Origin of the sequence: Nocardia sp. NPDC050406 (assembly GCF_044459025.1) — a bacterium.
GTDB lineage: Bacteria > Actinomycetota > Actinomycetes > Mycobacteriales > Mycobacteriaceae > Nocardia.
The window spans coordinates 566547-592744 of the sequence record NZ_JBITIM010000004.1 but is presented as its reverse complement, the minus strand read 5'-3'; the positions used below and the strand labels follow the sequence as shown (position 1 = coordinate 592744).

General features: G+C 68.8%; 26 protein-coding genes and 1 riboswitch. Of the genes, 13 read left to right on the top strand and 13 right to left on the bottom strand.

The features are described 5' to 3' along the window. Positions 1-22: 22 nt before the first annotated feature. Complete coding sequence (locus ACIBH2_RS31425) at positions 23-379, bottom strand: hypothetical protein (protein WP_397124071.1); 357 nt, start codon at positions 377-379, stop codon at positions 23-25. Between the two features lie 129 nt (positions 380-508). On the opposite strand from ACIBH2_RS31425, the gene ACIBH2_RS31420 reads away from it, so the two are divergent. Further along, positions 509-1285: an HAD-IIA family hydrolase gene (locus tag ACIBH2_RS31420; protein ID WP_397124315.1), complete on the top strand. Its 777-nt coding sequence runs from the start codon at positions 509-511 to the stop codon at positions 1283-1285. A 17-nt stretch (positions 1286-1302) separates the two neighbouring features. Here ACIBH2_RS31420 and ACIBH2_RS31415 read toward each other — a convergent pair whose 3' ends face one another. From ACIBH2_RS31415 to ACIBH2_RS31395, 5 genes are all read right to left on the bottom strand, one after another. Next, positions 1303-1764 (bottom strand): MarR family winged helix-turn-helix transcriptional regulator, encoded by a 462-nt coding sequence (locus ACIBH2_RS31415; protein ID WP_397124069.1) that lies wholly within the window; start codon positions 1762-1764, stop codon positions 1303-1305. After that, positions 1761-2387 carry a type 1 glutamine amidotransferase family protein gene (locus tag ACIBH2_RS31410; protein ID WP_397124066.1) on the bottom strand — a complete coding sequence of 209 codons (627 nt, stop codon included), beginning with the start codon at positions 2385-2387 and terminating at the stop codon, positions 1761-1763. Before ACIBH2_RS31410 ends, ACIBH2_RS31415 begins: the two co-directional genes overlap by 4 nt. Positions 2388-2507: 120 nt before the next feature. Beyond that, positions 2508-3722 carry an O-succinylhomoserine sulfhydrylase gene (locus ACIBH2_RS31405; protein ID WP_397124313.1) on the bottom strand — a complete coding sequence of 405 codons (1215 nt, stop codon included), beginning with the start codon at positions 3720-3722 and terminating at the stop codon, positions 2508-2510. Further along, positions 3719-4135 (bottom strand): rhodanese-like domain-containing protein, encoded by a 417-nt coding sequence (locus tag ACIBH2_RS31400; protein WP_397124064.1) that lies wholly within the window; start codon positions 4133-4135, stop codon positions 3719-3721. The genes ACIBH2_RS31405 and ACIBH2_RS31400 overlap by 4 nt, the downstream gene beginning before the upstream one ends. A gap of 16 nt (positions 4136-4151) precedes the next feature. Beyond that, a riboswitch (SAM riboswitch) is annotated at positions 4152-4262 on the bottom strand. A 53-nt stretch (positions 4263-4315) separates the two neighbouring features. Then, the gene (locus ACIBH2_RS31395; RefSeq protein WP_397124062.1) at positions 4316-4753 is read right to left on the bottom strand and encodes a hypothetical protein; all 438 of its coding nucleotides are present in this window, start codon (positions 4751-4753) and stop codon (positions 4316-4318) included. Positions 4754-5042: 289 nt separating this feature from the next. Between ACIBH2_RS31395 and ACIBH2_RS31390 the strand changes: the two genes are divergently transcribed. Together ACIBH2_RS31390 and ACIBH2_RS31385 are read left to right on the top strand one after the other, a co-directional pair. Further along, positions 5043-6458 (top strand): FAD-dependent oxidoreductase, encoded by a 1416-nt coding sequence (locus tag ACIBH2_RS31390; RefSeq protein ID WP_397124060.1) that lies wholly within the window; start codon positions 5043-5045, stop codon positions 6456-6458. 68 nt (positions 6459-6526) lie between these two features. Beyond that, the gene (locus ACIBH2_RS31385) at positions 6527-7399 is read left to right on the top strand and encodes an amidohydrolase family protein (protein ID WP_397124058.1); all 873 of its coding nucleotides are present in this window, start codon (positions 6527-6529) and stop codon (positions 7397-7399) included. A 7-nt stretch (positions 7400-7406) separates the two neighbouring features. On the opposite strand, the gene ACIBH2_RS31380 is transcribed toward ACIBH2_RS31385, so the two are convergent. Beyond that, positions 7407-7889 (bottom strand): DUF456 domain-containing protein, encoded by a 483-nt coding sequence (locus tag ACIBH2_RS31380; protein WP_397124056.1) that lies wholly within the window; start codon positions 7887-7889, stop codon positions 7407-7409. A 59-nt stretch (positions 7890-7948) separates the two neighbouring features. Here ACIBH2_RS31380 and ACIBH2_RS31375 point away from each other — a divergent pair, with 59 nt between their 5' ends. From ACIBH2_RS31375 to ACIBH2_RS31355, 5 genes are all read left to right on the top strand, one after another. Continuing rightward, positions 7949-8458, top strand: coding sequence for a DUF6636 domain-containing protein (locus tag ACIBH2_RS31375; protein WP_397124054.1), 510 nt, complete (start codon positions 7949-7951; stop codon positions 8456-8458). 103 nt (positions 8459-8561) lie between these two features. Continuing rightward, complete coding sequence (locus ACIBH2_RS31370; protein WP_397124052.1) at positions 8562-9659, top strand: CaiB/BaiF CoA transferase family protein; 1098 nt, start codon at positions 8562-8564, stop codon at positions 9657-9659. A gap of 117 nt (positions 9660-9776) precedes the next feature. Then, a complete protein-coding gene (locus tag ACIBH2_RS31365; protein ID WP_397124049.1) occupies positions 9777-12392 on the top strand; it encodes a LuxR C-terminal-related transcriptional regulator in 2616 nt (871 codons plus the stop codon). A 331-nt stretch (positions 12393-12723) separates the two neighbouring features. Continuing rightward, positions 12724-13689 (top strand): hypothetical protein, encoded by a 966-nt coding sequence (locus tag ACIBH2_RS31360; protein WP_397124047.1) that lies wholly within the window; start codon positions 12724-12726, stop codon positions 13687-13689. Between the two features lie 25 nt (positions 13690-13714). Then, positions 13715-14047, top strand: coding sequence for a hypothetical protein (locus ACIBH2_RS31355; protein WP_397124045.1), 333 nt, complete (start codon positions 13715-13717; stop codon positions 14045-14047). A 128-nt stretch (positions 14048-14175) separates the two neighbouring features. Here ACIBH2_RS31355 and ACIBH2_RS31350 read toward each other — a convergent pair whose 3' ends face one another. Both ACIBH2_RS31350 and ACIBH2_RS31345 read right to left on the bottom strand, forming a co-directional pair. Continuing rightward, positions 14176-14733: a methylated-DNA--[protein]-cysteine S-methyltransferase gene (locus ACIBH2_RS31350; protein ID WP_397124043.1), complete on the bottom strand. Its 558-nt coding sequence runs from the start codon at positions 14731-14733 to the stop codon at positions 14176-14178. Between the two features lie 53 nt (positions 14734-14786). Then, positions 14787-15125 (bottom strand): hypothetical protein, encoded by a 339-nt coding sequence (locus tag ACIBH2_RS31345; protein WP_397124041.1) that lies wholly within the window; start codon positions 15123-15125, stop codon positions 14787-14789. Between the two features lie 61 nt (positions 15126-15186). Here ACIBH2_RS31345 and ACIBH2_RS31340 point away from each other — a divergent pair, with 61 nt between their 5' ends. Further along, positions 15187-16716, top strand: coding sequence for a PLP-dependent aminotransferase family protein (locus ACIBH2_RS31340; RefSeq protein ID WP_397124039.1), 1530 nt, complete (start codon positions 15187-15189; stop codon positions 16714-16716). A 137-nt stretch (positions 16717-16853) separates the two neighbouring features. Here the strand turns inward: ACIBH2_RS31340 and ACIBH2_RS31335 are convergent, their stop codons facing one another. Further along, a complete protein-coding gene (locus ACIBH2_RS31335) occupies positions 16854-18143 on the bottom strand; it encodes an adenylosuccinate synthase (protein WP_397124037.1) in 1290 nt (429 codons plus the stop codon). Positions 18144-18471: 328 nt separating this feature from the next. Between ACIBH2_RS31335 and ACIBH2_RS31330 the strand changes: the two genes are divergently transcribed. Continuing rightward, positions 18472-19095, top strand: coding sequence for a hypothetical protein (locus ACIBH2_RS31330; protein ID WP_397124035.1), 624 nt, complete (start codon positions 18472-18474; stop codon positions 19093-19095). Between the two features lie 43 nt (positions 19096-19138). After that, positions 19139-19921, top strand: a complete 783-nt coding sequence (locus ACIBH2_RS31325) for a site-2 protease family protein (protein ID WP_397124033.1) — start codon at positions 19139-19141, stop codon at positions 19919-19921. Positions 19922-20238: 317 nt separating this feature from the next. Here the strand turns inward: ACIBH2_RS31325 and ACIBH2_RS31320 are convergent, their stop codons facing one another. The 3 genes from ACIBH2_RS31320 to ACIBH2_RS31310 all read right to left on the bottom strand — a co-directional run bounded on the left by ACIBH2_RS31320 (position 20239) and on the right by ACIBH2_RS31310 (position 23688). After that, on the bottom strand, positions 20239-21390 hold the full coding sequence (locus ACIBH2_RS31320) for an aromatic acid exporter family protein (RefSeq protein WP_397124031.1): 1152 nt from the start codon (positions 21388-21390) through the stop codon (positions 20239-20241). A gap of 8 nt (positions 21391-21398) precedes the next feature. Beyond that, entirely contained in the window at positions 21399-21854 is a 456-nt protein-coding gene (locus ACIBH2_RS31315; protein WP_397124029.1) for a DUF3151 domain-containing protein, read from the bottom strand. 1090 nt (positions 21855-22944) lie between these two features. Continuing rightward, a complete protein-coding gene (locus ACIBH2_RS31310) occupies positions 22945-23688 on the bottom strand; it encodes a hypothetical protein (RefSeq protein ID WP_397124027.1) in 744 nt (247 codons plus the stop codon). 621 nt (positions 23689-24309) lie between these two features. On the opposite strand from ACIBH2_RS31310, the gene ACIBH2_RS31305 reads away from it, so the two are divergent. Together ACIBH2_RS31305 and ACIBH2_RS31300 are read left to right on the top strand one after the other, a co-directional pair. Then, positions 24310-24945 carry a nuclear transport factor 2 family protein gene (locus ACIBH2_RS31305; protein ID WP_397124025.1) on the top strand — a complete coding sequence of 212 codons (636 nt, stop codon included), beginning with the start codon at positions 24310-24312 and terminating at the stop codon, positions 24943-24945. A 211-nt stretch (positions 24946-25156) separates the two neighbouring features. Next, positions 25157-26197, top strand: coding sequence for a fused (3R)-hydroxyacyl-ACP dehydratase subunits HadA/HadB (locus tag ACIBH2_RS31300; RefSeq protein WP_397124023.1), 1041 nt, complete (start codon positions 25157-25159; stop codon positions 26195-26197). Position 26198 lies beyond the last annotated feature (1 nt).

Sequence of the window (26198 nt, the reverse complement as noted above, 5' to 3'; positions counted from 1 at the left end):
GGCGGGGGTCGCCGTCACCGGTTCAGCGCGGCAGCGGCGGGCCGGGGTCGAGGCCCATGGCCTCGCGGGCCTTGCGAATGAAGTACAGGCCGCCGCGCGCGGTCTCGCGGGCGATGCGCACCTGGCCGAAGGTGGTGGCCGACGCCAATTGGGTGCGGGCGATGTTCAGGCGGTCGGCCGCCTCGGCCAGGGCGTGCACGGCGGCGTCGTTGTCGGGGTCCAGGCGCACCAGTTCGCCGCTCATGCGATCCAGGTAGCGGTTCACCTCCGCCTTGGCCTCGGCGACGCGCTCGACATTGCCGGACCATTCGCGCGAAATCCACCACACGACCAGCGCGACCATGCCCAGAATCAGGAGTACGACAAGCAACCGGGCCACGCCTCCAGCCTACGTGGCCGCGCGGCGAATTCCCGCCGTCGCAGGCGCTGCTCCCCCGATTCGGGCGCGATAGCGGACAATTGGCTCGTGACCACCAACGATGAGCCGATCCTGTCCTACCTGACCGATATGGACGGCGTGCTCGTGCACGAGAACCATCTCGTGCCGGGAGCCGACAAATTCCTCGCGGAACTGCGCACCAACGACATTCCGTTCCTGGTGCTCACCAACAATTCGATCTACACCGCCCGCGACTTGCAGGCGCGGCTGCGGCACACCGGGCTCGACATCCCGGTGGAGTCGATCTGGACCTCGGCGCTGGCCACGGCGACCTTCCTCAACGACCAGCGGCCCAATGGCACCGCCTACGTGGTGGGCGAATCCGGGCTCACCACCGCGCTGCACGAGATCGGGTACGTGCTCACCGACAGCGACCCCGATTACGTGGTGCTCGGCGAGACGCGGACCTATTCGTTCGAGGCCATCACCACGGCGATTCGGCTGATTCTGGGCGGGGCGCGGTTCATCGCGACCAACCCGGATGCCACCGGGCCGTCGCGTGAGGGCCTGCTGCCCGCGACCGGTTCGGTCGCCGCCCTGATCACCCGGGCCACCGGTAAGGACCCCTACTACGTCGGCAAGCCGAACCCGCTCATGATGCGCTCGGCGCTGCGGCGCATCGGCGCGCATTCGCAGTCGACGGTCATGATCGGCGACCGCATGGACACCGATGTGATCTCCGGGCTCGAGGCGGGGATGCGGACCATTCTCGTGACGACCGGTATCTCCGGGCGCGGGACGGCCGACGACTTCCCGTTCCGGCCCACGCTGATTCTGGATTCGGTCGCGGAGCTCGTGGGGCACACCAGGAATCCGTTCGAGGCGGACGAGGTCGGCGAACGCTGAGTCGTCGGCCTCGGCGGCTACCGTGCGACGGTGGATCGATCGGATTCGAGCGCGTCGAGGGCGGTCGACAGGGTGGTCAGCGCCTCGACGATCTCGGCGAAACGCCGTTGTCCGAGTTGGGCGTTCAGTCGCGCCGCCATCTCGGCGTGCTGCGGGTCGATGCGCCGCACCGCCTCGTGACCGGCCTCGGTGATGGCGACCAGCTTGGCCCGCTTGTGCGCCGGATTCGGTTGATACTGGGCAAGCCCCTTGTCCACCAACAGATCCGCGATGCGCTGCACGCTCTGCCGGGTGATGCCCATCGCGCGCGCGATCCCGGCGACCGGCAGTGGTTCGCGCAGCACCGCGCCCAGCACCTGCCACCAGGCCGCGGTGATTCCGGCGGGCCGGGCCAATTCCTCGGCGATGGCGAGGAATTGGCCGTTGAGTTTGAACGAGGTGATCGCCGCCGTGCTGAACAGCTCCTGTTCGTCGTTCACGCCGCGCGATTCTCCTCGTACTCCGCCAGCGCGAAGAATCCGGCCGGGTCGTTCTCGCCGTAGAGCCGGTACCAGGCGTCGAGGATGTGCGGTTCGTACAGGCCGAGGCGGGCGAAGATCGCCCGGGCGAACTCCACCGGCTTGGTGCCGGTGGCGGTGATGAGGTCGCCGTCGGTGACGGCGGGCTCGTACACGAAGTGCTCGGCACCCGAATATCCGCTGTAGGCAAGGTATTCCGCCGCATTGCTGGTGTGCGCCCGATCGTCGAGCAGTCCCGCGCTCGCCAGACCGAAGGTGGCCCCGCAGATGGCCGCGACCGGCACGCCCGCCGCGAGGAACTCCCGCGCCGTGGCCGAGAAGGCTTCCAGCGCACCGGTTTCCCACGTGTCCGCGCCGGGGAGAATCAGCATGGCGCTCTCCTGCGGCGACAGCTCCGCGAGCACGACATCCGGCACCACGCGCATGCCGCCCGCCGAGGTGACCGCCTCGGCCGTCGCCCCCACCGTGCGCACCTGCCAGCTGCCGGGCTCCCGCTGCCACATCGCGCGATTGATGTGAGCGGTGGCATGCCCCGCCTCCCAATCGGCGAAGGTGTCGTACACGGCCAGGTGAACTGTCTTCATCGTCATGACAGTATGCTGTCATATTTGACAGGATGCTGTCAATATCTCGGACCTGGAGATATGCGAAAGCCCCGGTCAACCGGCCTAGGGCGGCGGTTGCCGGGGCTCTCGTGTGGAACGTCAGCTCAGGGCGTGGTCCAGGTCGCCGAGGAGGTCTTCGATGTCCTCGAGGCCGACGGAGATGCGGACGACGCCGTCGGTGATGCCCACGGCGGCACGGCCTTCCGGGCCCATGGCGCGGTGGGTGGTGGTGGCGGGGTGGGTGATGAGGGTTTTGGCGTCGCCGAGGTTGTTGGAGATGTCGATGATGCGGAGGCGGTTGAGGACCTCGAAGGCGCGCTTCTTGCCTTCGTCGGCGTTGGCCTTGAGTTCGAAGGTGACTACCGTGCCGCCGCCAGACATCTGGCTCTTGGCGAGGTCGTACTGCGAATGTGACTGGAGGAAGGGGTATTTCGTCCAGGCGACCGCGGGGTGCTGGGCCAGGAACTCCGCTACCCGCTGGGCCGAGTCGTTGGACTGGCGCACGCGCAGGGGCATGGTCTCCAGGCCCTTGAGGAGGGTCCAGGCGTTGAACGGGCTCAGGGCCGGACCCGTATGGCGCATCAGGTTTTTCACCGGACCGTCGATGTAGTCGCGCTCGCCCAGAATGGCTCCGCCGAGGACACGCCCCTGGCCGTCGATGTGCTTGGTGCCGGAGTAGACGAGCACATCCGCGCCGAGGTCGAAGCCGCGTTGCAGCAGCGGGGTGGCGAAGACGTTGTCCAGCACCACCTTCGCGCCAGCGGCGTGCGCCAGTTCGGTGACGCGGCGCACGTCGACCAGCGATTGCATGGGGTTGGACGGGGTTTCGAAGAACACGGCCTGAGTGGGCACCGACAGCGCCTGCTCCCACTGGTCGAGATCCTCGCCGTCGACGAAGACCGTCTCCACGCCCCAGCGCGGCAGAATCTCGTTGGCCACAACGAAACACGAGCCGAACAGGCTGCGGGCGGCGACCAGGCGGTCACCCGCGCCGAGCAGCGCGCCGAGCGCGGTGAAGACCGCCGACATACCGCTCGCGGTGGCGAAACACGCTTCGCCGCCGTCCATCAGGCGCAACCGCTCCTCGAACATGGAGACGGTGGGATTGCCGTAGCGCGAGTAGACGTAGTGCTCGATATCGCCGGTGAACGACGCCTCGGCGGCCTCGGCGCTGGCGTAGACGAAGCCCGAGTTCAGGAACAGCGCCTCGGAGGTCTCATCGAAACCACTGCGCCGCAAGCCACCTCGCACACCGATGGTGGCGGGGCCGACGCCCTCGGGAAGGGGCTTGTCGAACGAGCCTCCGGTGATCACGACTGCCTCCACGGAAGCCCCTCGGCGCGCCAGCCGGAGCCGCCGCGGTGTCCCTGCGCGTCGAGCGCGCCTTCGAAACCCTCGACCACATTGAACGACGGGGTGACGCCCAGCGCGGTCGCCGTCGTGGCCGCGCCGATGGAGCGCTGGCCGGAGCGACAGATGAAGATCACGGGCGCGTCCTCGTCCCGGTCGGCGAGCGCCTGCTTGAGCTGGTCCTCGAACCGGATATTGCGCGCGCCGGTGACATCCACCCATTCGATGAGCGCGGTGGGCCGTCCGATGGGACTGGTGTCGGGCACCCCGACGAACCGCCATTCGGCCTCGGTGCGCACATCCACCAGCACCGCGTTCGGATTGTCCCGCAATAGGTCCCACGCCTGCTTCGGCGTGATGTCACCCGCGTAGCTCACTTGTCTTCCTCCTGTGAATCCGCACTTGCCGCGCCGTGGCGCGTGGCCAGGTCGTCACCCGGAGCACCCCACCGCGGAGGAGGGTTGCCGACCAGCCAGCCGGGGCTTGACGCTGGTACTCATGACCTGGATCTGAGATTGCCCAACGCATGGCCGACCTGTCAAACCTGGATCCCCCGGTCAGCTGTCGCAGACCACCCAGCCGCTGTCGGCCTTGGTGAAATTCCAGGTGGAGGTCGTTTCCTTACCGTCGATCCGCACCGTCACGGCCGCCGCGCCGCGGTCCCCGTCCACCCGAGGGTCCGCGAGGCCGACGAACTCCAATGTCGGTGGCGTGTCGTCGTGTTCGGTCCTGAGGGGCGAGCGGGCATCGTCGAATCCGGCGCACACGATCCGGGTGTTCAGCGGATCGGCGGCGGTCTGCGCGCCGATGAAGTTGCGGGCGGCCACCGCCAGGCGATCGGAATCTGTGACATTCTTCTCAGCCGGGGAGACCACCGCCGCGATCACGATGCCGAGCACGACCAGCGCGATGATGCCCGCCGCCAGCAGGAACGGCAGCAGGGACCGCGTCTCGCCCTGATCGATCGGGACAGCCTTCTCGTCGTCATCGCTCATGGCTAGATCATGCCTGGTCGACGGGGGTGTATCGGGCTCGACACCGGGTAGTCGAGGCGGTGAGCATCCGCCCAGTTCACAACACCGCGAACGGGTGCGCTCCGCCTCACCGATAGAATCGTCTGAATTCTCCGCCCGCGCGGGGGGAATACGAGTACGGCGCGGCAACGCTGCAGCGTCGAGGGGTTCACAGAGGGCCCGATGGCGTGTCAACTTAGCCTAGGCTAAGAATGACAGCTGAGACTCACCGCAAGATTTTGTTTTCGACTCACAAGGGTGCGCGTAAAAGATGACCGAACAGAGTGCAGCGACCCGCCCGCTCCGCATTGCGATCGTGGGTGCCGGACCGGCCGGTATCTACGCGGCCGACGCGTTGATGAAATCCGATGCCCCCACCGGATTCGACGGGGTGAGCATCGATCTCTACGAGCGCATGCCCGCGCCCTTCGGCCTCATCCGCTACGGCGTGGCGCCCGACCACCCGCGCATCAAGGGCATCATCACCGCCCTGCACAAGGTGCTCGACAAGCCGCAGGTGCGACTGCTCGGCAATATCGACTACGGCACCGACATCACCCTCGAGGACCTGCAACGGTTCTACGACGCCACCATCTTCTCCACCGGCGCGAATGCCGACCGGGCGCTGGAGATTCCGGGCATCGGCCTGGACGGCTCCTACGGCGCGGCCGACTTCGTGTCCTGGTACGACGGGCACCCCGACGTGCCGCGCACCTGGCCGCTGGACGCCGAGAAGGTCGCCGTCCTCGGTGTCGGCAATGTCGCCCTCGACGTCGCCCGCGTACTCGCCAAGACCGGTGACGAGCTGCTGCCGACCGAGATCCCGCCGAACGTCTACGAGGGCCTCAAGGCCAACAAGGCCGTCGAGGTGCACGTCTTCGGCCGCCGCGGTCCCGCGCAGGCCAAGTTCACCCCGCTGGAGCTACGCGAGCTCGACCACTCGCCGACCATCGAGGTCATCGTCGATCCCGAGGACATCGACTACGACGAGGGCTCCGAGGCCGCGCGGCGGCACTCCAAGCAGGTCGACATGATCTGCAACACCTTGGAGCAGTGGGCCATTCGCGATGTGGGCAACCGCCCGCACAAGCTGTTCCTGCACTTCTTCGAATCCCCGGCCGAGATCGTCGGCGACGAGAACGGCAAGGTCGTGGGCCTGCGCACCGAGCGCACCCAGCTCGACGGCACCGGTAACTGCAAGGGCACCGGCGAGTTCAAGGACTGGGACATCCAGGCCGTGTACCGCGCGGTCGGCTACCTGTCGCAGAACATTCCGTCGCTGCCCTTCGACGACCAGGCGGGCACCGTGCCCAACGAGGCCGGTCGCGTGCTCATCGACGAGGACGCCGACGGCGCGGCGCGGTACAAGCCGCAGACCTACGTCACCGGCTGGATCAAGCGCGGCCCGGTCGGCCTCATCGGCCACACCAAGGGCGACGCCAACGAGACCATCGCCTGCCTGCTCGACGACGCGCCGAAGTTCACCCCGGCCGCCGAGCCCGAGCTGGACGCGGTGACCGCCTTCCTGGAGGGCAAGGGCGTCCCCTTCACCACCTGGGCGGGCTGGTACCGCCTGGACGCGCACGAGCGGGCCCTGGGCGAGCCGCAGGGTCGCGAGCGCGTGAAGGTCGTGGAGCGCGAGGACATGCTGCGCGCCAGCGAGCCGGACAAGGTTCCCAACGCCTGACCTGGCATTGAACCGCTAGGCGGGCAAGGTCTTCCGCACTTGTCACCATTCTGAGGCATGCTGATCACGTGTTCGATGCCCATGTCCACATCATCGATCCGCGGTTCCCGCTGATCGAGAACGAGGGCTACCTGCCCGACCCGTACACCATCGCCGATTACAAGCGGCGGATGTCGCGCTTCGACATCGACGGTGGTGCGGTGGTCAGCGGGTCCTTCCAGGGCACCGATCAGACGTGGCTGCGGGCGGCGCTGGCCGAGCTCGGCGAGGGCTGGGTCGGCGTCACCAACCTGAGCGTGGACGCCAGCGACGAGGAGATCGTGTCGCTGGACCGGGCCGGGGTGCGGGCGCTGCGGTTCAATCTCAAGCGCGCGGGCGGGGATATCGTCGGGCTGACCATGGCGGCGCTGCGCGCGTACGAACTGGTCGGCTGGCATGTCGAGCTCTACATCGACGGGTCCATGCTCGGTTCGCTGGAGCCGGTCATCACCAAACTGCCCAAGCTCTCCATCGACCACATGGGCATGTCCGACGACTGCCTGCCGTACCTGCTGAATCTGGTGGACCGCGGGGCCATGGTGAAGGCCTCCGGTTTCGGGCGCGTCGCCATGAACGTGCCCATGGCGCTGCGCAAGATCCACGCCGTCAACCCGGATGCCCTCATGTTCGGCTCCGATCTGCCTGGCACCCGCGCTGGACGGCCCTTCCTGGACAACGACATTCGGACCATCGCCGATGCGGTGGGCAACGACCTGCACCGTGTGCTCGAGGACAATGCCCGCGCCTTCTACCGGCTACCCGCCAAACAGCGGCCCATCGAGGATCCGACGCCGACGCTGCCGCTGTTCGGGCCGGAATCGCCGACGCTGCGGCTGCGGCGCACGGAGCTGCCGAAACCGCCTGCCGGAGATACGATTCCGTTCCCGGTCATCGAGCCCTGAGCGCCGTTCAGACCGCGAGGGCGGCGACCAGCCAGACGCCCGCCGCCAGCAGCGCGCCGAACAGCTCGATGAGTATCGACAGCCCAACGCCTTTCAGCGCGTGCTTGGTCGACACCCACGCGGTCTGCTGCGTCTGTAGTCGGTTCAGCTCCGAAAGATAAACCCCGAGAACGAATCCCACGAACAGTCCGATCACCGGGATGACGAAGAACCCGACGATTCCGAGGATCGCGCCGATCAACAGCGACCGATTCGGCACCCCGGCCTCTTTCAACTTCCGCCCCGGCCAGGCGTACTTGATCACCCCGCTGGCCACCAGAAGCGTTGCGCAGACCGCGAAAACGGTCCACGCGGTCGCCCCGCCGGTCACAAAGGCCCACACGCCGATCGCCGCCGCGATCAACAGCACGCCGGGCAACACCGGTAGCACCACACCCACCAGCCCGATCAGAATCGCAAGGCCGACCAGTACTTCACCCGACGCGCTCACACTCGGCTCCTTCAGATCGTGACGCCTCGATTCTCCCGGAACCGATGCATTTGGTCCGCGTGGCGCGAAAAGTTGGTGAGGGCGCGGCGCTGTCGGCGGGAATCCGCCGCGTCGCGGCCGCCGATCGAGGGGGAGAAATGAAGTCCGCGTATCTGATTCGAACAGCGGTGGCGGTGGCCGCGCTCGGCACGGTCAGCGCTGGAGTCGCCGCGGCCGTGCCACCGGCCTATCAGGACGGGTTCCAGTCGCCGAGCGGGAACATCACCTGCGTGCTCGCCGACAAGGGCGCCGTGTGCGAGATCGCGAACCACACCTACGCGACACCGGCCGAACCGGCCGATTGCCATCAGTCCTACGGCGACCGGATCACGCTGTTCCAAGGGGATCCGGCCCGATTCGCGTGCCACGGCGACACCATTCGGGAGACCGGTCTGCCGGTGCTGCGCTACGGCCACTCGCTGCGGTCCGGGGATGTGGAGTGCTTCAGCGAACGGTCGGGGATTCGGTGCGTGAACGACCGCTTCGGCCATTCGTTCCGGATTTCCAGCGAGTCCTACGAACTGGCCTGATCGAGCCGGGGTCTGGGGGACGCCGCGCGTACCCGTTATTGTCATACTGTCAACACCGGCGCGTGCCGGTGCGCACAGGATCGACGATGAACCGAGGTAGGGCGTGAGCACTCCATCCACCGCCAAGCAGGGCCCGCTCGCGGGCGTTCGGGTTGTTGAACTGGCCGGTATCGGCCCGGGTCCGCATGCGGCATTGCTGCTCGCGGATCTCGGTGCGGATGTGGTGCGGGTGCAGCGGCCGGGGCAGTTTCCGGGATTCATGGAGCGGCCGCAGTGGCGGGGGCGGACCATCGTCGAGGCCAATCTGAAGGATCCGGCCGATATCGAGAAGGTGCTCGGACTCGTCGAGAAGGCCGACGTGCTGATCGAGGGCTTCCGGCCCGGCGTCACCGAGCGCATGGGCCTCGGACCCGAGACCGCGCTCGAGCGCAATCCGCGCCTGGTCTACGGCCGCATGACCGGTTGGGGTCAGGACGGGCCGCTGGCCGATCGCGCGGGCCACGACATCAACTACATCTCGCTCACCGGCGTGCTCAATGCCATCGGCCGCAAGGGCGAGCGCCCGGTGCCGCCGCTGAACATGGTCGGCGACTTCGGCGGCGGCTCCATGTTCCTGGTCTTCGGCATTCTCGCCGCCCTGGTGGAGCGCCAGACCTCCGGCAAGGGCCAGGTCATCGACTCCGCCATGATCGACGGCGCGCTCGCGCTCTCGCACATGATCTGGGGTATGCGCGGAATGGGTCTGTGGTCCGACGAGCGCGGCACCAACCTGCTCGACACCGGTATGGCGTTCTACGACACCTACGAGACCGCCGACGGCAAGTACATGGCGGTCGGCTGCATCGAGCCGCAGTTCTACGCCGAATTCCTGAAGGGCCTCGAGATCGACCCGGAGGGCCTGCCGCACCAGATCGACCCCAATGGCCAGGACCAGCTGCGCAAGCTCTTCACCGAGAAGTTCAAGACCAAGACCCGCGACGAGTGGTGGGCCATCTTCGAACACACCGACGCCTGCACCACCCCGGTGCTGACCCTCAGCGAGGCCACCCAGAACCCGCACATCCAGGCCCGTAACGGCCTCATCGAGATCGACGGCGTGGTCCAGCACGCCCCGGCGCCGCGCTTCTCGCGCACCCCGGGCGGCACCCCGACCCCGCCGCCGAACGAGGGCACCCCGATCGACCAGGTCTGGGCCGACTGACGGCGACGGCGAGGTGGGCGGCACCGCCCCCACCTCGCCCTTTCTCGGCAAACGGTTTGTCCCACTTCGCAGATCGTTTGTCCTGCTCACAATGGGTCGGCGCACTACAGTTGGTGCATGGCTCGGAATTGGCCGATGGTCGAACGTGTCGGTGAGCTCGAATCCATTCGGGCCGCACTGCTGGGCGAGGACTTCGTCGGGGCGGTCCTGACGGGGGACGCGGGGGTTGGCAAGACCACGTTGGCGCGGCAGGCCACCGCCGCCGTCGGGGGAAATATTCGGTGGGTGGCGGGGACCGAGTCGGCGCGCAGCATTCCGTTGGGGGTCTTCGCGCACATGGTGGGGGTGTACACGGCGCACGATCCGGTGACCTTCATGGCGGCGGCGCGGGAAGCGCTGCTGGCCGACGGGCACACCATCATCGGCGTCGACGACGCGCATCTGCTGGATCAGCTGTCGGCGACGCTGCTGCTGCAGCTGGCCATCGACCGGGCCGCGCACATTGTCGCCACCGTGCGCAGCGGGGTGCAGGTGCCGGACGCGGTGACCTCGCTGTGGAAGGACGGGCATCTGCTGCGGGTGGATCTGCAGCCGTTCACCCAGCAGCAGAGTGTGGCGCTGGTGGAATCCATGCTCGGCGGGCAGCTGGAGGGGTTCACCGCCAATCTGATGTGGGAGTCCTCCGGCGGGAACGCGCTGTTCCTGCGGCATCTGGTGGAGGGGGCGCTGGAGGCGGGGACGCTGCGGCAGGTCAACGGGGTGTGGCAGTTGCGCGGGCGGGCCGCGGTGACCTCGGAATTGGCCGCGCTGCTGGAGGATCGGGTGGAGCAGCTACCCGAACCGGTGCTGCGGGTGTTGGAGCTGCTCACCTTCTGCGAGCCCATCGATCTGGATGTGCTCGCCGAACTCGCGGGCGAGGATGCCGTGGAGGCGGCCGAAACACGCGGTGTCATAAGGATTGTCGAGAACAGCCATCAGCTGTTGGTGCGGTACAACCATCCGCTGTTCGGCGAGGTGATTCGGCGGCGGCTCGGTATCGCGTCGGCGCGCAGGCTGCGCGGGCGGCTGTACTCGGCGCTGCGCGAGCGCACCATCAACTCCGCCTCCGATCGGATCCGGCTGGCCGAATTGGCTTTGGACAGTGACAAATCCGCCGATCTGGAGCTGTTCGAGGCGGCGGCGGCCGATGCCATCGGATTGGCGAATCTCCCACTGGGAGAACGGTTCGCGCGGGCGGCGGTGGAGCGGCGCGGCGGGGTGGAGTCGGCGGATCTGCTGGCGCGGGCGCTGCTGTGGCAGGGGCATCGCATCGAGGCCGAGCGCACCCTGGCCAGCTTCGATCCGGATCAGCTCAACGAGGTGCAGCTGGCGCGCTGGGGCAGTACGCGGGTGTCGAATCTGTTGTGGGCCATGGGTGATGCCGATCGCGCCGATGAGGTGCTGCAATCGGTGCGCAGCCGGGTGCAGCATCCGAAGATCGTGGCGACGCTGGACGGGCTGGCCTCGGCGTGCGCGGTGAACGAGAACAAGCTCGAGGAGGCGTTCGCGCTCGCCGAACCGGTGATCTGCAATGGTGACGCGCCGCCGTGGGCGGTGTGGTGGGCGGCGTTCGGGGGTGGGCTGGCGCTGGCGCTCATGGGGCGGGGGCAGGCGGCGCGCGAATTCGCCATGCGCGGGCACGAGGTCGAGGCGGAGATCGACGGGCTCAATCGGTTCATGTCGACGCACGCGGAGGTGCTGGCGCTCACCTTGACCGGGGATCTGGAGGCCGCACGGCGTTGCGCCGGAGGGTATTTCGGCTATTCGTCGCCGGGGCAGTATCTGGCGTGGGGTATGTCGAAGATTCTCCAGGGCACCGCGGATGTGGCGCAGGGCCGCTTTCCGGATGCCATCGACAATCTCGAACAGGCCCTCGCGGCATTGGCCACCGAGGGTGCGGCGGCGTGGATGTTCCCCGCGAGAATCCGTCTGGCCGAAGCGTATTCGGCCTTGGGGCGGGCCGGTGAGGCCGCGGAGAGTATCGAGGCCGCCACGGCTCGGGGTGGGCGGCACAGCGCCGTCTACCATCCGCAGCTCGAGATCGCGCGAGCCTGGCAGGCGGCGGCCGAAGGCACCGTGAGTCCCGCTGTGCGCCTTGCCATGAGCGCGGCCGATGCCGCCGCGCGCTCGCATCAGCACGCGATCGAGGCCATGGCGCTGCACACCGCCGCGCGGTTCGGCGATCACAGCGTCGCCGGGCGGCTGGCGGATCTCGCGGCGCGGGTGGACGGACGGCTGGTGCAGGCGCAGGCTCGGCACGCGGTGGCGGTGGCGGCCCACGACGGACCCGGATTGGACGCTGCCGCAGCGGAATTCGAGGCGATCGGGGCGCTGCTCTCGGCTGCGGACGCGGCGGCGCAGGCGGCGTCGGCGCACGAGCGCGCCGGGGACCGCAGGCGGTTGCTGGAATCCGCCGCGGCCGCCAACCGCTTGGCCGCGGCCTGCGGCGGAGCCAGCACCCCCGCCCTGAAGCAATCCGCGCAACCGCTACCCCTGACCTCCCGCGAACGCGAGATCGCCAATCTCGTCGTAGCGGGCCTGTCCAACCGCCAGATCGCCGACCGCCTCACGGTCTCGGTCCGCACGGTAGAAGGCCACCTCTACCGCGCCTGCATCAAACTCGACGTCACCGACCGCGAAGCCCTAGCCGAACTCATGCGCGGTGGGTCAACTTTCGGCAAATCCGACAACTGACCGGGCCGAATAGTTAATCCACCTTTCAACCAGCCGTTTTCCGGCCTCCCGCGCGCCCATTTTGTGAGCTGTGCAGCATGTCACAGCGAGTTGCTATTGATAGCTTCCCTTCCGCTAACATCCCAGGTCAGGTGACCAGCACGGTCCGGGGCCCCACAAAGGGTGCGAGACCCAACCACCGCGCGTCCCGGAGCCTCCCGGCTCCGAATCCATGATCACCAGGTACTGATGGCGGAGGCCTCTCGCGCTTCGCCGCCACCAGCGCCTGGTCGAGACAGTTTCAAATCCAGATGAAGGTGGTGTTCTCGACGTGGCTCGTCGGCATCGACAAATGAATTCCGGCGTGCGGCGACGCGCCCTCGTAGTGGGCGCTATTCCCCTGGCCTTGGCGGTCGGGTGCTCGGCGACCGAACAGAACGCCGCCATCCCGGAGGCCTCCGCGCCGACCAGCGCGCAGTCCCCCACTCCCCAGAACCCCGGCACCGCCACCACCCCCACCGAGCCCGCTCCCCAGCCCGGCCTCGCCCCCCACGGTGCCTACTCCCCCCAGCCCACCAGCCCGGTCCAACCAGGCGTGGCCACCCCCGCGGGCGTCCGCCCCACCCCCCAGCACCCCGGCCCCATCCAGCCCGGCGTCACCACCCCGCCGTCGCCGAGACCGGCCCCGGCCCCCAATTACGTAGTCCCCCAAAACTTCCGCCCCATCCCCAGCACCGAAGCCGCCCCGGCCATCGACCTGAGCACCCTCCACGCTCCAGTCCCCGTAGCCCCGGTAGCCCCCATCGCCCCACCACCCCGCACCCTCCGAATCGGCGCATTCACCACCCCGGTCCCCGACGACATCACCGATGACGTCCTCAACCCGGTGAACACCGGCGCCGCCGTAGTCGAAGCAGGCATCGCCACAGGCCTCAACTCCGTAGGCATCAACGCCAGCCGCTCCGACAAACTCGCCGCTGGCACCGTGGCGGGCACCGTAATCGGCGCTGCGGCCGGTGCTACCGCCTTGGGCGTTCCAGCCGCCGCGGTCGGCGCGGTACCCGGCGGCCTGATCGGCGCTGGTATCGGCGCGGGCGTTGGCGCGGTCGTCGGCGGTATCGCCACCGGACTTCCCACAGGCGGCGTCGCTTCAGGCGCTGGTGCCGTGACGGGCGCGCTGATCGGAGCAGGCGTCGGCGCGGCAGCGGGAGCGGCAGCCGGAGCCGCCGTGCTCGGCATCCCGGCAGCGGTTGCCGGTGGCGTTATCGGCGGAGCCGCAGGCTTCGCTGTCGGAAGTGGTTACGGCGCGGTCGTCTGACGCGACGCGTACACGGAGGAATGACATGAAGAACGCATTGCGCGGGATCACCGCCGTCGCGGCCCTGGCCGTGTGCGGCGCGCTGAGCACACAGACCTCGTCGGCGACGCCGCCGGTTCCCACACCCGAGCCGGGCGGAATCATCCGTATGGATATCGCGCCCGGCGAATGGTGGAACTGCAACGGCTACAGCCTGCAGCCACCGTTCTATTGGACAGGTCCGGGGATCTTCCAATATGCGCAGGGCCCGACCCCCATCTATCTACAGTTCGCTCCCGGGGCCGACGTGTGGGTTCTGTGTAATGGCAACAGCTGGCCGATCAATTACTACGGGCCGATCGTCAAGGCTGGTCAGTGAGATTCGGTTCGGTCGGCGAGGCCCGCAGGTAGTCGGGTCCGCTCGGAAGTGAAAGGCGTCCGCACCAATATCTTTGGTGCGGACGCCTTTGTTTTCCACTGTGGCTCGGGCTGATTCGTTGGGCGCGGTTAGAACAACGTTGGTTCGCCGAAGCCGGGGGTGCGTTCTATTTCCAGGAGGCGTTCTTTGGTGGTGAGGCCGCCGGGGGCGGAGAAGCCGTGTAGGGCGTGGTCGGCGGCTAGGACTCGGTGGCAGGGGATTATGAGGGGGATGGGGTTGCGGCCCATGGCTTGGCCTACTGCTTGGGAGCCGTTGGGGGCGCCTACTCGGTGGGCGATTTGGCCGTAGGTGAGGGTGTGGCCGGGGTCTATTGCTCGGGTGATTTTGTAGACGGCTTGGTGGAAATCGGGGATTGCGGTGGTGTCCAGGGGGATCCAGCGGAGGTCGTCGAGGTCGCCGGAGAGGTGGGCTTGGATTCGGGCTATCGCCTTGCCGATGTCGAAGGTGGGTTCGGCGGGGGTTACCTCGGTGCCGCGGTAGGGGCGGGTGATGCGGGCGAGGGTGGCCTCGGGATCGTGTTCGGGGAGTTGGAAGCGCAGGACGCCGGTGGCGCTCCAGGCGATGGCGCATTGGCCGATCGCGGTGTTGAAGAGCGCCGCGGCCAGCGGGCGTTCCGGGTAGGGCATAGAGCCAGTGTGCACGGGGATACTGACAAGTCCAGTTTTAAAGGTCCAGTTTTTCAGGACTGGACTGCTGGGCCGCCGCAGCCGACGCACTCAGCCTCCACAATGGGGCTGTCCGTGTCGACCACAACGCGCTTCGGGGCGACAGCGGCGCGCACCTCGGCGACGGCGGCACGTTCGCGGAGCGCTTCGGCATCGCGGTGGGCGCGGATGGCGGCCAGGTCGGCGTGCTGGCGCTGGCCGTCGTAATCGGCGAGGGACCACTCGGACATGGGGGAATGCGGGCGGTAGCGGGTGAGCATGCGATCCCAGTGCTCACCTGGCGCGGGGGCGAAGTGGTAGACCAGCCACCCGAACAGGGCGACCGTCAGCAGGGCGGCGAGGAACGAGATCATGATTCAACAGTGGAGCCAGTTGGGGTTGAATTAAATATCCACTGCCCGAATACTGGACTGTATGGCGACACGAGTGATCGGCGCGGCCAGCCTGGCGCGAGACCTGGGGCGGTGGCGGCAGGACGACGCCGCGGGACGCGGCGAGGCGGAGAACGGGAAATCCGCCGACGGCGATTCCGCGCGCCGGTCCGCCCGGCCCGCGTATCTGGCTCTCGCCGAAGGGATTCGGCTGTTGATCCACGACGGCCGCGCCCCGCTCGGCATCGCGCTGCCCAGTGAGCGCGACCTGTCGGCGACGCTCAATGTCAGCCGCACCACCGTCACCTCCGCGTACGCGCTGCTGCGCGAACACGGCTACCTGATCAGCCGTCAGGGCTCGCGCAGCACCGTGGCCCTGCCCCCGACCGTGGTGCACGACGGCACCAAACCGGCTCGCAGCCTGCTCGCCATGATGGCGCAACCGGAGCTGCCGACCATCGATATGACCTATGCCGCCATGTCCGCCCCGGCGGAGATGAGCGATGCGTATTCCTTTGCGCTGCAAAGCCTGCCGACCTATCTCGGCACGCACGGCATGGACCCGGTGGGCATGCTCATGCTGCGCGAGGCGCTGGCCCGCCGCTACACCGAACGCGGCCTGCCCACCGAACCGGAGCAAATTCTGGTCACCCTCGGCGCACAGCACGGGCTGCGGCTGCTGCTGAATGTGCTGACGGCACCGGCGGAACGGGTGCTGATCGAGCATCCGAGCTATCCCAATGCCATCGAGGCCATCCGCGATGTGGGTGCGCGTCCAGTGCCGGTACCGCTACTGCCCGATGGCTGGGATCTGGACGGAATCCGCAGTGCCGCAAGGCAGACCGCCGCCGGCGTCGCGTATCTCGTGCCGGACTTCAACAATCCGACCGGATTGCTGCTGGACGCGGCGGGCCGCACCGAACTGGCGGCCATCGCCCGCGAAACCCGCATGACGGTGATCGTCGACGAATCCATGGTGGACCTCGACCTCACCGGCAACACCCCCACACCGCCCGCCGCCTCCTTCGCCCGGGGCTCGGAGATCGTCACCATCGGCTCGGCCTCCAAATCCTTCTGGGGCGGCCTGCGGGTCGGCTGGGTGCGCGCCAACCAGTCGCTCATCACCAAACTGCTCGGCACCCGCTCCACCATGGACCTCGGCACCCCGGTCATGGACCAGCTGGCCACGGTCTACCTGCTCCGCAACGCGGAATCCATTCTGGCGCAACGCCGCGAGCAGCTCACCGCCCGCCGCGCGGCCCTGCTCGACGCACTGGCCGAGGAGCTACCGGACTGGCGGCCCTCCTCCGAGGGCGCGGGCGGCATGTCGCTGTGGGTCCAACTCCCCGCACCCGTCTCCACGGCGCTGGCGGCCACCGCCCCCAACCACGGCGTATTGCTCGCCGCCGGACCACGTTTCGGCGTCCAAGGCGCCTTCGAACGCTTCCTCCGCCTGCCCTACACCCACGAGGAGGCCGACATCCGGCTGGCGGTGAAATCCATTGCCGCCGCCTACGCCGCCCTGACACCACACGCCGCCGACCCTCTCGCTCCACTGGCCCCGCTGTACTGACCGGCAGCGGTCGGCGGGCTGGAGCTTCGAGCCCCCACCGAGGCCGGACATGCATCGGAGTCAGATAACCACTCCCCCAATGCAATTCGCCCCCGCTGCGGAAACGCAGCGGGGGCGAGAAGCTCTGTCGGCGGCCGTCAGCCGAGCACGTCGTGGCGCACGATGGTCTGATCGCGCCCCGGGCCGACACCGATGCACGACACCCGCGCGCCCGAAAGCTCTTCCAGGCGAAGCACATACGCCTGCGCGTTCGGCGGAAGCTCCTCGAAGGTGCGGCATCCCGAGATGTCCTCCCACCAGCCGGGCATCTCCTCGTAGATGGGCTTGGCGTGGTGGAAATCGGTTTGGGTGGTGGGCATCTCCTCGACGCGCTGGCCGTCGACCTCGTAGGCCACGCAGATCGGCACGGTGTCGAGGCTGGAGAGCACGTCCAGCTTGGTGAGGAAGTAGTCGGTGATGCCGTTGACGCGGGTGGCGTAGCGGGCGATCACGGCGTCGAACCAACCGGTGCGCCGGGCGCGGCCGGTGGTGACGCCGACCTCGCCGCCGGTCTTGGCCAGGTAGGCCCCGGACTCGTCGAACAGCTCGGTCGGGAAGGGGCCGGAGCCGACGCGGGTGGTGTAGGCCTTCAGAATGCCGAGCACCGCGCCGACCTTGTTGGGGCCGATGCCCGAACCCACGGCCGCGCCACCGGCGGTCGGGTTGGAGGAGGTCACGTACGGGTAGGTGCCGTGGTCGACATCCAGCAGGGTGCCCTGCGAACCCTCGAGCAGCACGGTCTCACCGGCCTCGAGAGCCTGGTTGAGCAGCAGCCGGGTGTCGGAGATGCGGTGCTTGAAGCCCTCGGCCTGCTCGAGCACCTCGTCCACCACCTGCTGCGGGTCGAGCGCGCGGCGGTTGTAGATCTTCACCAGCACCTGGTTCTTGAATTCCAGTGCGGCTTCGACCTTCTGGGTGAGGATCTTCTCGTCGAGCACATCGGCGACGCGGACGCCCACGCGCGCCACCTTGTCCTGGTAGCACGGGCCGATGCCGCGCCCGGTGGTGCCGATCTTCTTGTTGCCGAGGAAGCGTTCGGTCACCTTATCGATGGCCACGTGGTACGGCATGATCAGGTGCGCGTCGGCCGACAGCAGCAGGCGGTCGGTGTCCACGCCGCGCTGTTCCAGACCGGCCAGCTCGGCCAGCAGCACACCCGGGTCGACCACCACGCCATTGCCGATGACGTTGGTCACACCGGGGGTGAGGATGCCGGAGGGAATCAGGTGCAGGGCGAAATTGTCACCGTTCGGCAGCACCACGGTGTGACCCGCGTTGTTGCCGCCCTGGTAGCGAACAACCCATTGGACACGGCCGCCGAGCAGATCGGTTGCTTTGCCCTTGCCTTCGTCGCCCCACTGGGCGCCGATCAGCACGATTGCCGGCATGAGGTGTCTCCTACGGGTTCGACAAGCAGCGCCCGTGGCGCTGCAGCTACCCGCCGTCACAAGGCGGTGGCCGGGGGCACAGTCTAATGGATACGGGCATACCCCCAGGTTCCCGGGTTGCCGCTGCCCTGGTCATAACGGTCGAACACCGGCATGTCACAGCATGAGATCGGAGCGAAGCACGCGCTCACCAAGGGGACTATGGTGGGCAGCCGGAGGCGGACCGGGCAGTGGTTCCGCCGGAACGCGACGAGGCGATGCAGTTGGCAGGACCGAGGAGGGTGTACGGCGTTTGAGTACCCATGTTCTTCGCTGCAACGGTGCTCCCGTGCCGATCGCGCTGGCTTCGCTACCGACCTTGCAGACCGCCGCGATTCCGGATCCGACCGATCTGGACGAGCTGCTTCCGGTGCTGGCGGCCGACAGCCTGCCGCGTTTGATCGTGCTCGGTGAGGATGCCGGACTGGCCGCGGTGCTCACTCATCTGCTGCGCACCGAACGGCTGAATGTGGAGATCGGCTACGTGCCGGTCGATCGCACCTACGGGTCGCGCGCCTACCAGACCGGCACCGGCAATGCCGCGGCCAAGCGCGCGCTGGAGGGCAAGGCCCGCGAGACCCCGCTCATCCGCGACGACACCGGCAAGGTGTTGATCGGGCGCGCCACGCTGGTGGGTCCGCGCGGTGAGAAGCTGGAGGGCGAGGCCTACGTCGACGACACCCGGCTGTTCACCGGCAAGGTTGCGGCACTGCATATTTCACCCATGCTGGAGATGCCCGGACTGCGCGCGACCGTGCAGCGCGGGCTGCGCAAGCGGCGGTGGGTCGAGGGCCGGGCGGTGCAGTTGGGTACGCGCGGCGCGGTGGTGATCCGCGACGGCGTCAACAGCGAGAAGATCGTGCCGCGATCCACCTTCTACCGACACCACGAGCCGTGGCTGCTGGTCCGCTGATATCCGCCCCGCACCGGGTCGGAACGCCGAGGCGAGGAGTGCGATGAACTTTCCCCAATCGGTGGGCCGGAGGTCGGGTTCGGTGCGGCCGAGTCCGGTGTTCCTGGTGCTGGTGGCGGTCGCCGTGTTGGGCGGGGCGCTGGCCTGGGACGCGGATCTGTACTCGCGGCAGGCCAAGGTCGGGGTGTTTATCCTGGTGGTCGCCGGATGGATCGTCTCGGTGTGCTTGCACGAGTTCGCGCATGCGTATGTGGCGTTCCGGGCCGGGGATCGGGAAGTGGAATTGCGCGGGTACTTGACGCTGAATCCGTTGAAGTACAGCCATCCGCTGCTGTCGATCGGGTTGCCGCTGGTGTTCATCGCGCTCGGCGGGTTCGCGCTGCCGGGTGGGGCGGTGTACGTGCACTCGCACAATTTCAGTGCGCGGACGCAGCGGATTCTCAGTGGTGCGGGTCCGGCGGTGAATCTGCTGTGCGCGATCGTGCTGCTGGTGGTCGTCGCGGTGTTCGGTGAGGAGCGCGAACATGCGGCGTTCTGGTACGGGTTGAGCTTCCTGGCGTTCCTCCAGATCTTCGCGACCGTGCTGAATCTGCTGCCGGTGCCGGGGACCGACGGGTACGGGATCGTGGAGCCGTCGCTGAGCTACAAGACGCGGCGGTCGCTGGATCAGATCAAGCCGTACGGGATTCTGCTGCTGGTGGCGCTGCTGTTCGTACCCGAGATCAACGACGTGTTCTTCACGGCCATCAGGGCGCTGTTCGAGCTGTCGGGGGTGCCCGCGCGGTGGGAGCAGAACGGCAACTGGCTCACCAGATTCTGGCTCTGACCGGGTGGACCGCCCGGACGACCCGGTGAACCGGGCGGTCCCATTCGCGGTGACGGCTCCCCGCCCTCGCGGCCACCACACCACCTGGCCGCCTACCTTCGCCGTCGCCGCGAATTCGGGGCCGGACGACCCCTCGAAGTCCGGCCTTGATTGAACGGTAGAGAGGCGCAAGGGGATCCACGCGAGTAGCGCACTACCCGAAGATCAAGAGTGAGGGCCCGCAGGGGGTGCGGGGAGCTCGCAGGTATGGGCGGCGGATGCGCCGCGCGACCGGTGAGCGAACCGCCGGGGGCCAACGGATCCGCCGGAGGAAACCGTCAATCCACCGGCGTCACATAGGGATTCGGCACGGTGGGCGGCAGCAGGGCGATGGCGGAGAGACGCTTCATGCCGCACACCTCCATCAAATCGACCACGATGGAACGGATTTGGGCGAAGACCACGTGGGCGGAGATGCCGGAGCCCTCGACCATGTCCTTGGTCGCGGCCTTGGCCACGGTGCGCAGTACGCGGGTGGCCTCGGCGGCGTCGGGTTGTTCGCCAGGGTCGGCGAGGAGCATGCGGCGCACCACGTCGATGGCCTCGCCGAGCTTCTCCACCTCGGCGATGAGACGCGGGTCGAGGACCTCGTCGTCGCGAACCGAGCTCAGGGCGCGGCGCAGCAGGACGCGGGTGTTGCGGACGGCATTGTCGAGGGGGTCGGCGGCGGCGCGCAGTTTCTCCAGGCGGGGGCGGGCGTTCCAGTAGAGCGGGGAGATGCGGGCGATCTCCTCGCCGCCCTCCAGGGTGCTGCGCATGCCGTCGATCTGGGGTTGCGTGCCGCGGGCGGCCTGGAGTGCGGTCTTGATCTTCGCGGCATCGTGTTCGAGCAGGCCCGCGCCGCAGTCGGTGAGGCTCTTCTGTAGGACGCCGAGAATATCGGCGGCCTGCTGGCGGGCGCGGCGCACCGGATGCAGTGGCAGCGCCGCCACCACGACGATGCCCACGAAACCGCCGACCAGGGCGTCGACCATGCGCAGACCGCTGCCGCCGCTGTGCGGTGGGAGCAGGGTGGCCACGAGTACCGCGGAGCCCGCGGCCTGGGCGGTGATGATGGTGCCGCTGTCGAGGAAGACGGCCGTCACCATGGCGACGGCCACAACCAGGGCGATCTGCCAGACGCCGGTGCCCACCCAGGAGATGAACAGGTCGCCGATGCCGATGCCGACGGCCACGCCGACCATGAGCTCGACCGCGCGGCGCAGGCGCGCGCCGAAGGAGACGCCGGTCGAGATGATGGCGGCCATCGGGGCGAAGAACGGCTGTGGGTGGCCGATGAGGTTGTGCGAGATGAACCAGGCCAAGCCCGCGGCGACGGCGCACTGGACGATCGGCAGCGCCGAGCTGCGCACGCGTTTGGTGGCGGTGCGCAGGCGCGCGCGGCTCGAGTCGCGCGCGGTGGCTAGGCGGGCATCCAGTGCGCCGGGCAAATCGTGGGTCAGTCCAGGCCGAGTTCGGCGGCGGCGCGGGGGTCGCAGTCCTCGAGCAGGTCGAGGCAGCGGGCGTATTCGTCGGTTTCGCCGATGGCGCGGGCGGCGCGGGCCAGGGCGCCGACGGCGCGCAGGAAGCCCTGGTTGGGTTCGTGGCTCCACGGCACCGGGCCGAAGCCCTTCCAGCCGTTGCGGCGCAGCAGGTCCAGGCCGCGGTGGTAGCCGGTGCGGGCGAAGGCGTAGGCGGCGACGATATCGGCGTTGACGGTGTCGCCGTCGGGGTCGGTCACCGATTCGCCGCGGGTGAGGGCGTCCTCGGCGAGCTGGGCCCACGCGATGGAGGCGGTGGGATGCGCCGCCGCGACCCGCACCGGATCCGTGCCGTCGAGCAGGGCGTCCTCCGCGTCGGTTAGTTCCGGAAGCAGTACCGGCTGGGGTCCGAGCAGATCACCGAAGGAGGTCATGCGGATCATTGTGCACCGACCGCCGATTTGCTCAGTAGGCTGACCGGTTGAATCACCGTTCCGCCAAAGCGAGGGGTAGCGCGTGTCCGACCAGAACGCCGACAAGAAACCACAGGGCCCGGGTTCCGACCCACAACCGGACACCCCTGCCTCGGCCACCCCGGACCACGCCCCCGGCGACCCCGCCGCCACCGCCCCCATGCCCTCGGCCCCCGAACACACCCCCGCCCAAGGCAATTCACCCGACGCGGAAACCGAAGTCATGCGCCGCACGGACAAACCGTCCCCCGGCACCCCCTTCGCGACCATCCAGTACGAAGACCCCACCCCGAAGCCGCCGAGTGCCCCCAACGCGCCCCAAACCCCGGGCAAAACCCCTCCCCCAGCGGCCAAAAACATCCCGACCGCCCCGAACCCGACCGCCACCGACGGCCCCACCGCCCGCACGGAAGTAACCCCGGGCCCCGCCGACGAGGCAACCACCAAATTCCCCACCGTCCCACCGACCCCGCAGCAGGGTCCCAGCCAGCCGCCCAGCAACCAGGGCCGCCCCGGCCAGCCCAGCGTGGCCGCCGGTGCCGCCCAATCCGGCAGCGGCACAGGACAACCCGGTAGCGCTGGCGCTCCACCACGTGGAACCCAGGGCGGCCAGCCCACCCCTGCCGCAGGCCAGGGCGGCGAACCGGGCGCGCAGCGACCGAACCAGACCGGCGGTGAAGGGCGTACGAGTCAGGCGGGCGAAACAGTCGCTGGAGGTACGGGCCGTGGTCCGGTCAGCGGCGCATCCGCTGGTGCCACCGCGCAAACAGGAAGTGGCGCAGGACAACCCGGCGGCGCTGGCGCTGAACCGCGTGGCGGACAGGGCAGCGGCCAATCGAATGCCCCCGAGGACCGTGGCGGGCGGCCGAACCAGGCCGGTGGCGAAACGGCCGCTGGAGGACGCGAACAGGGCGCGAGCGTGCGCGGCAGTCAGCCTGAAGGCGGGCAGTTCAGTGGCAACCGCCCGAGCTCGGCACAACCCGATGGAGAGCAGGCTGGACGGTCGGGCGAAGACTCGAGCCGGGGCGCGGCCGCTGGTGCCGCAGCGCAATCAGCCAGCGGCGCACGGCAATCCGACGGTGGCACCGACAACGGCCCCCAGCCCAGCGGTGGACAGCCCGGTGGCGCGCAGCGCGTTGTCCCGCCCAGCGATCAACAGACGGACCAGTCCCGCGGCGCAGGCCGCATGGGTCAGCCGAGCGAAATGGCTGGCGGCCCGGAGCGTGCGGGTGGCCAGAGTGGTCAGCCTGACACTGCGGCGGCCAGTGGGGCGGCGCAATCGCATGGTGGCGCGGGGCAACCCGGTGGCGGCGCTGGCGCTCCGCCGCGTGGCGGTGGGCAATCGAACGCTGCCGAAAACCAGGGTGAGCGGCGGCCGAACCAAACCGGACGCGAAAGCGCCGGGCAGCCGAGCGAAATGGCGGTCGGTGGCCGCGAGCGGGCTGCGGGCGGACAGTCCGACAACGCAGCGGCCGGTGGCGCAGCGCAACTCGGCGGCGGTGCTGGAGCGCAGGCGCGCGGCGGACCCGGCGGCGACCAATCGAATGCCACCGCGCCCCGGGGCAGCCAGCGACCGAATCAGGTCGGTGGCGAAGGTCCCACCGGTCAGGCGAGCGAAACGTCGGCCGATGCTACGGCCCGAACACGTAGTGGCACAGGACAACCCGGTGGCGGCGGGCCGCAGCTGCGTGGCGGTCAGGGTGGTGGTGGCCGACCGGGCTCGGCGCAGTCCGGCGGAGAGCAGAGTGGACGACCCGCTGGAGGGTCGGGCCGTGGCGCGGCCGCCGCTGGGCAATCAGTTAGTGGCGCAGGGCAACCCGGCGGGAGTGCTGGCGCGCACGCGCCGGGCGGGGGACGACCGGGTGGCGGTCAGCAGGGTGGCCGTGAGGGCGGGGCGCCGTTGGCGGGGCTTGTGAAGCCGCCTTCGGGTGCGACCGGAGCGCCGGGAGCAGGGCGTGCGGAGGCGGGAACGACTGCTGCGCAAGGTGGTTCGGGGGCGGGAGAGCAAGAGGCCGACCGGCGTGGGGCTGCTGGTTCCGGCGATGCTGGACAAGGAGAGGGTGGTCCGGCTGGGGCCGGGCGTGGTGAGGCCCAGTCCGCGGGTGCCGACGCCCAGACGACTGCGCGGGGCGAGGGGGATGCGGGGGCGCAGGCGGGGGCCGCGGATGCGGAGACCGTTGCCATGCGGCAGGTTTCGGGGGCGGATGCGGATAAGACGGCGGTGTTTCCGAAGGTTTCTCGGGAGCAGGCGCCTACCGAGAAGATTCAGCGGGCGGGTGGGCCGTTGAGTAAGCCGAGTACGCCTCGGGTGAATGCGGGGCCTCGGAATGTGGGGCCTCGGGCCGGGGCGGTGGGGGCGCGGCCGCCGGGGGTGGAGGAGACTCGGCCTTCGCCGCCTCGGAAGGCCACGCCGCCCATGCCGCCTCGGTCGGCGTCCGCGCCGTCGCCCGCGGATATGCAGCCGACCATGCCCGCGCAGCCGTTGAACAGCCCCCGGGCGGTCGCGCCGGGTGTGCCGCGGCCGCCGCAGCAGCAGCCTCGGACCATCGCGCCGCCGCAGCGGGTGCCCGCCGCGAGCGAGCGCACCCCGGCCGAGACGCCGCCGCAGGGGCGTGGCAAGCGGTGGTGGCTGCTGGTCGGCGCGGCCGCGGTGGCGGTGCTGGTGCTGCTCGGCGTGGTGATCGGGCTGGTGCGCGGCGGGACGGACAATTCGCCGGAGGCGCAGGTGAAGGGGGCCATCTCGGTCTACACCGAGGCGCTGGCCGACGGTGACCTGGACCAGCTGCGCGGTATCACCTGCGGTTCGCAGCACGACTTCTACCAGAACATCTCCGCGGAACAGTTCGCCGGTGTGTATCGAACCTCCAAGGAGCAGAAGAGCATTCCGGTGATCGACCGGATCGACGCGGTGCGCATCACCGGCGATACCGCCATGGCGCAGGCCACCGTCCACACCGAGGCCGATCCGAGCAACCGCTCGCAGCGCACATTCGACCTCCAGCACACCGACGACGGCTGGAAGGTCTGCGACCCGCCGACCACCCCGCACTGAGGGCTTCGGCCGCAACACCATTCGCGACGCCGACGGATCTCCTTCCGTCGGCGTCGCGCCTTTTCCACCACCCCTTAAACCGCGACAAACGTCACAAACACCTGGTCACCGGTCCGACTGATCGGTAGCATGGCCCGGATTGTCTGGGCCAGCTTCGACGAAGATCGTCCGGCCCGGAAGCAGAATTCGGATACACAGGGAGTGGTAGAACATGCCGGAAACGGCAGCCGAGGCGGCCTCCGCCACCGCATTGGTCGGCAGGCACTTTCGGGTACGTGACCACTACGAGGTCGGCCGGGAGAAGGTCCGCGAATTCGCGCGCGCCGTCCGCAATACGCACCCCGCCCACCACAGCGAGGACGACGCCCTGCGCCTGGGCTACCCGGCGCTGATCGCGTCGCCGACCTTCGCCTCGGTGATCGGCGCGGCCACCACCCGCTCCCTGATCGGCACCGTCCTCACCGAGTACGACCTCTCCCAGGTGCTGCAGACCGATCAGATCTTCGAATTCCACCGCCCCATGCTGGCCGGTGACCTGCTCTCGGTGGATGTGGTCATCGAATCCATCCGCACCTTCGGCGACAACGACTTCATCACCATCAAGGTGACCCTCGCCGACGCCGACGCCCTGCCCGTACTGGTCTCCACCACCACGATCGTGGCCCGCCGCGGCGTCGAAATCGACCACGCCGCCGTGGAAACCATGTCCGGCGTGGTCATGCACGGCCATGTCGAGACCGCCGACTCCATCGACCCCAGCGGCCTGGTGCTGCTCGCGCCCGAAGAGGTCGCCGAGGAGCGCACCCCCGCGCCCGCCCTGCCGGTGCACACCATTCCCACCGTCGCCGAGCTCACCGCCGGTGCTGAACTGCCCGCCGCCAAGGTGCCCGTCACCCGGGGCGACCTGGTCAATTATGCGGGCGTCTCGGGCGACCCGAATCCGATTCACTTCAGCGACACCGCCGCCAAACTGGTCGGCCTGCCCACCGTGGTCGCGCACGGCATGCTCACCATGGGCCTGACCGCCAGCTACCTCATCTCGTGGCTGGGCGATCCGTCGGCGCTGGCCAAGTTCAGCGTGCGCTTCTCCGGCTATGTCGCGGTCGAGCCGACCGCGCCGACCATCATGGAACTCACCGGCAAGGTGAAGTCCGTCGATGCCGAGAGCGGCCGCGCCACCATCGTGCTGGGCGCGACCTCGGAGGGCAAGAAGCTCTTCGGCCGCGCAGTCGCCGAGGTCCGACTCAGCTGAC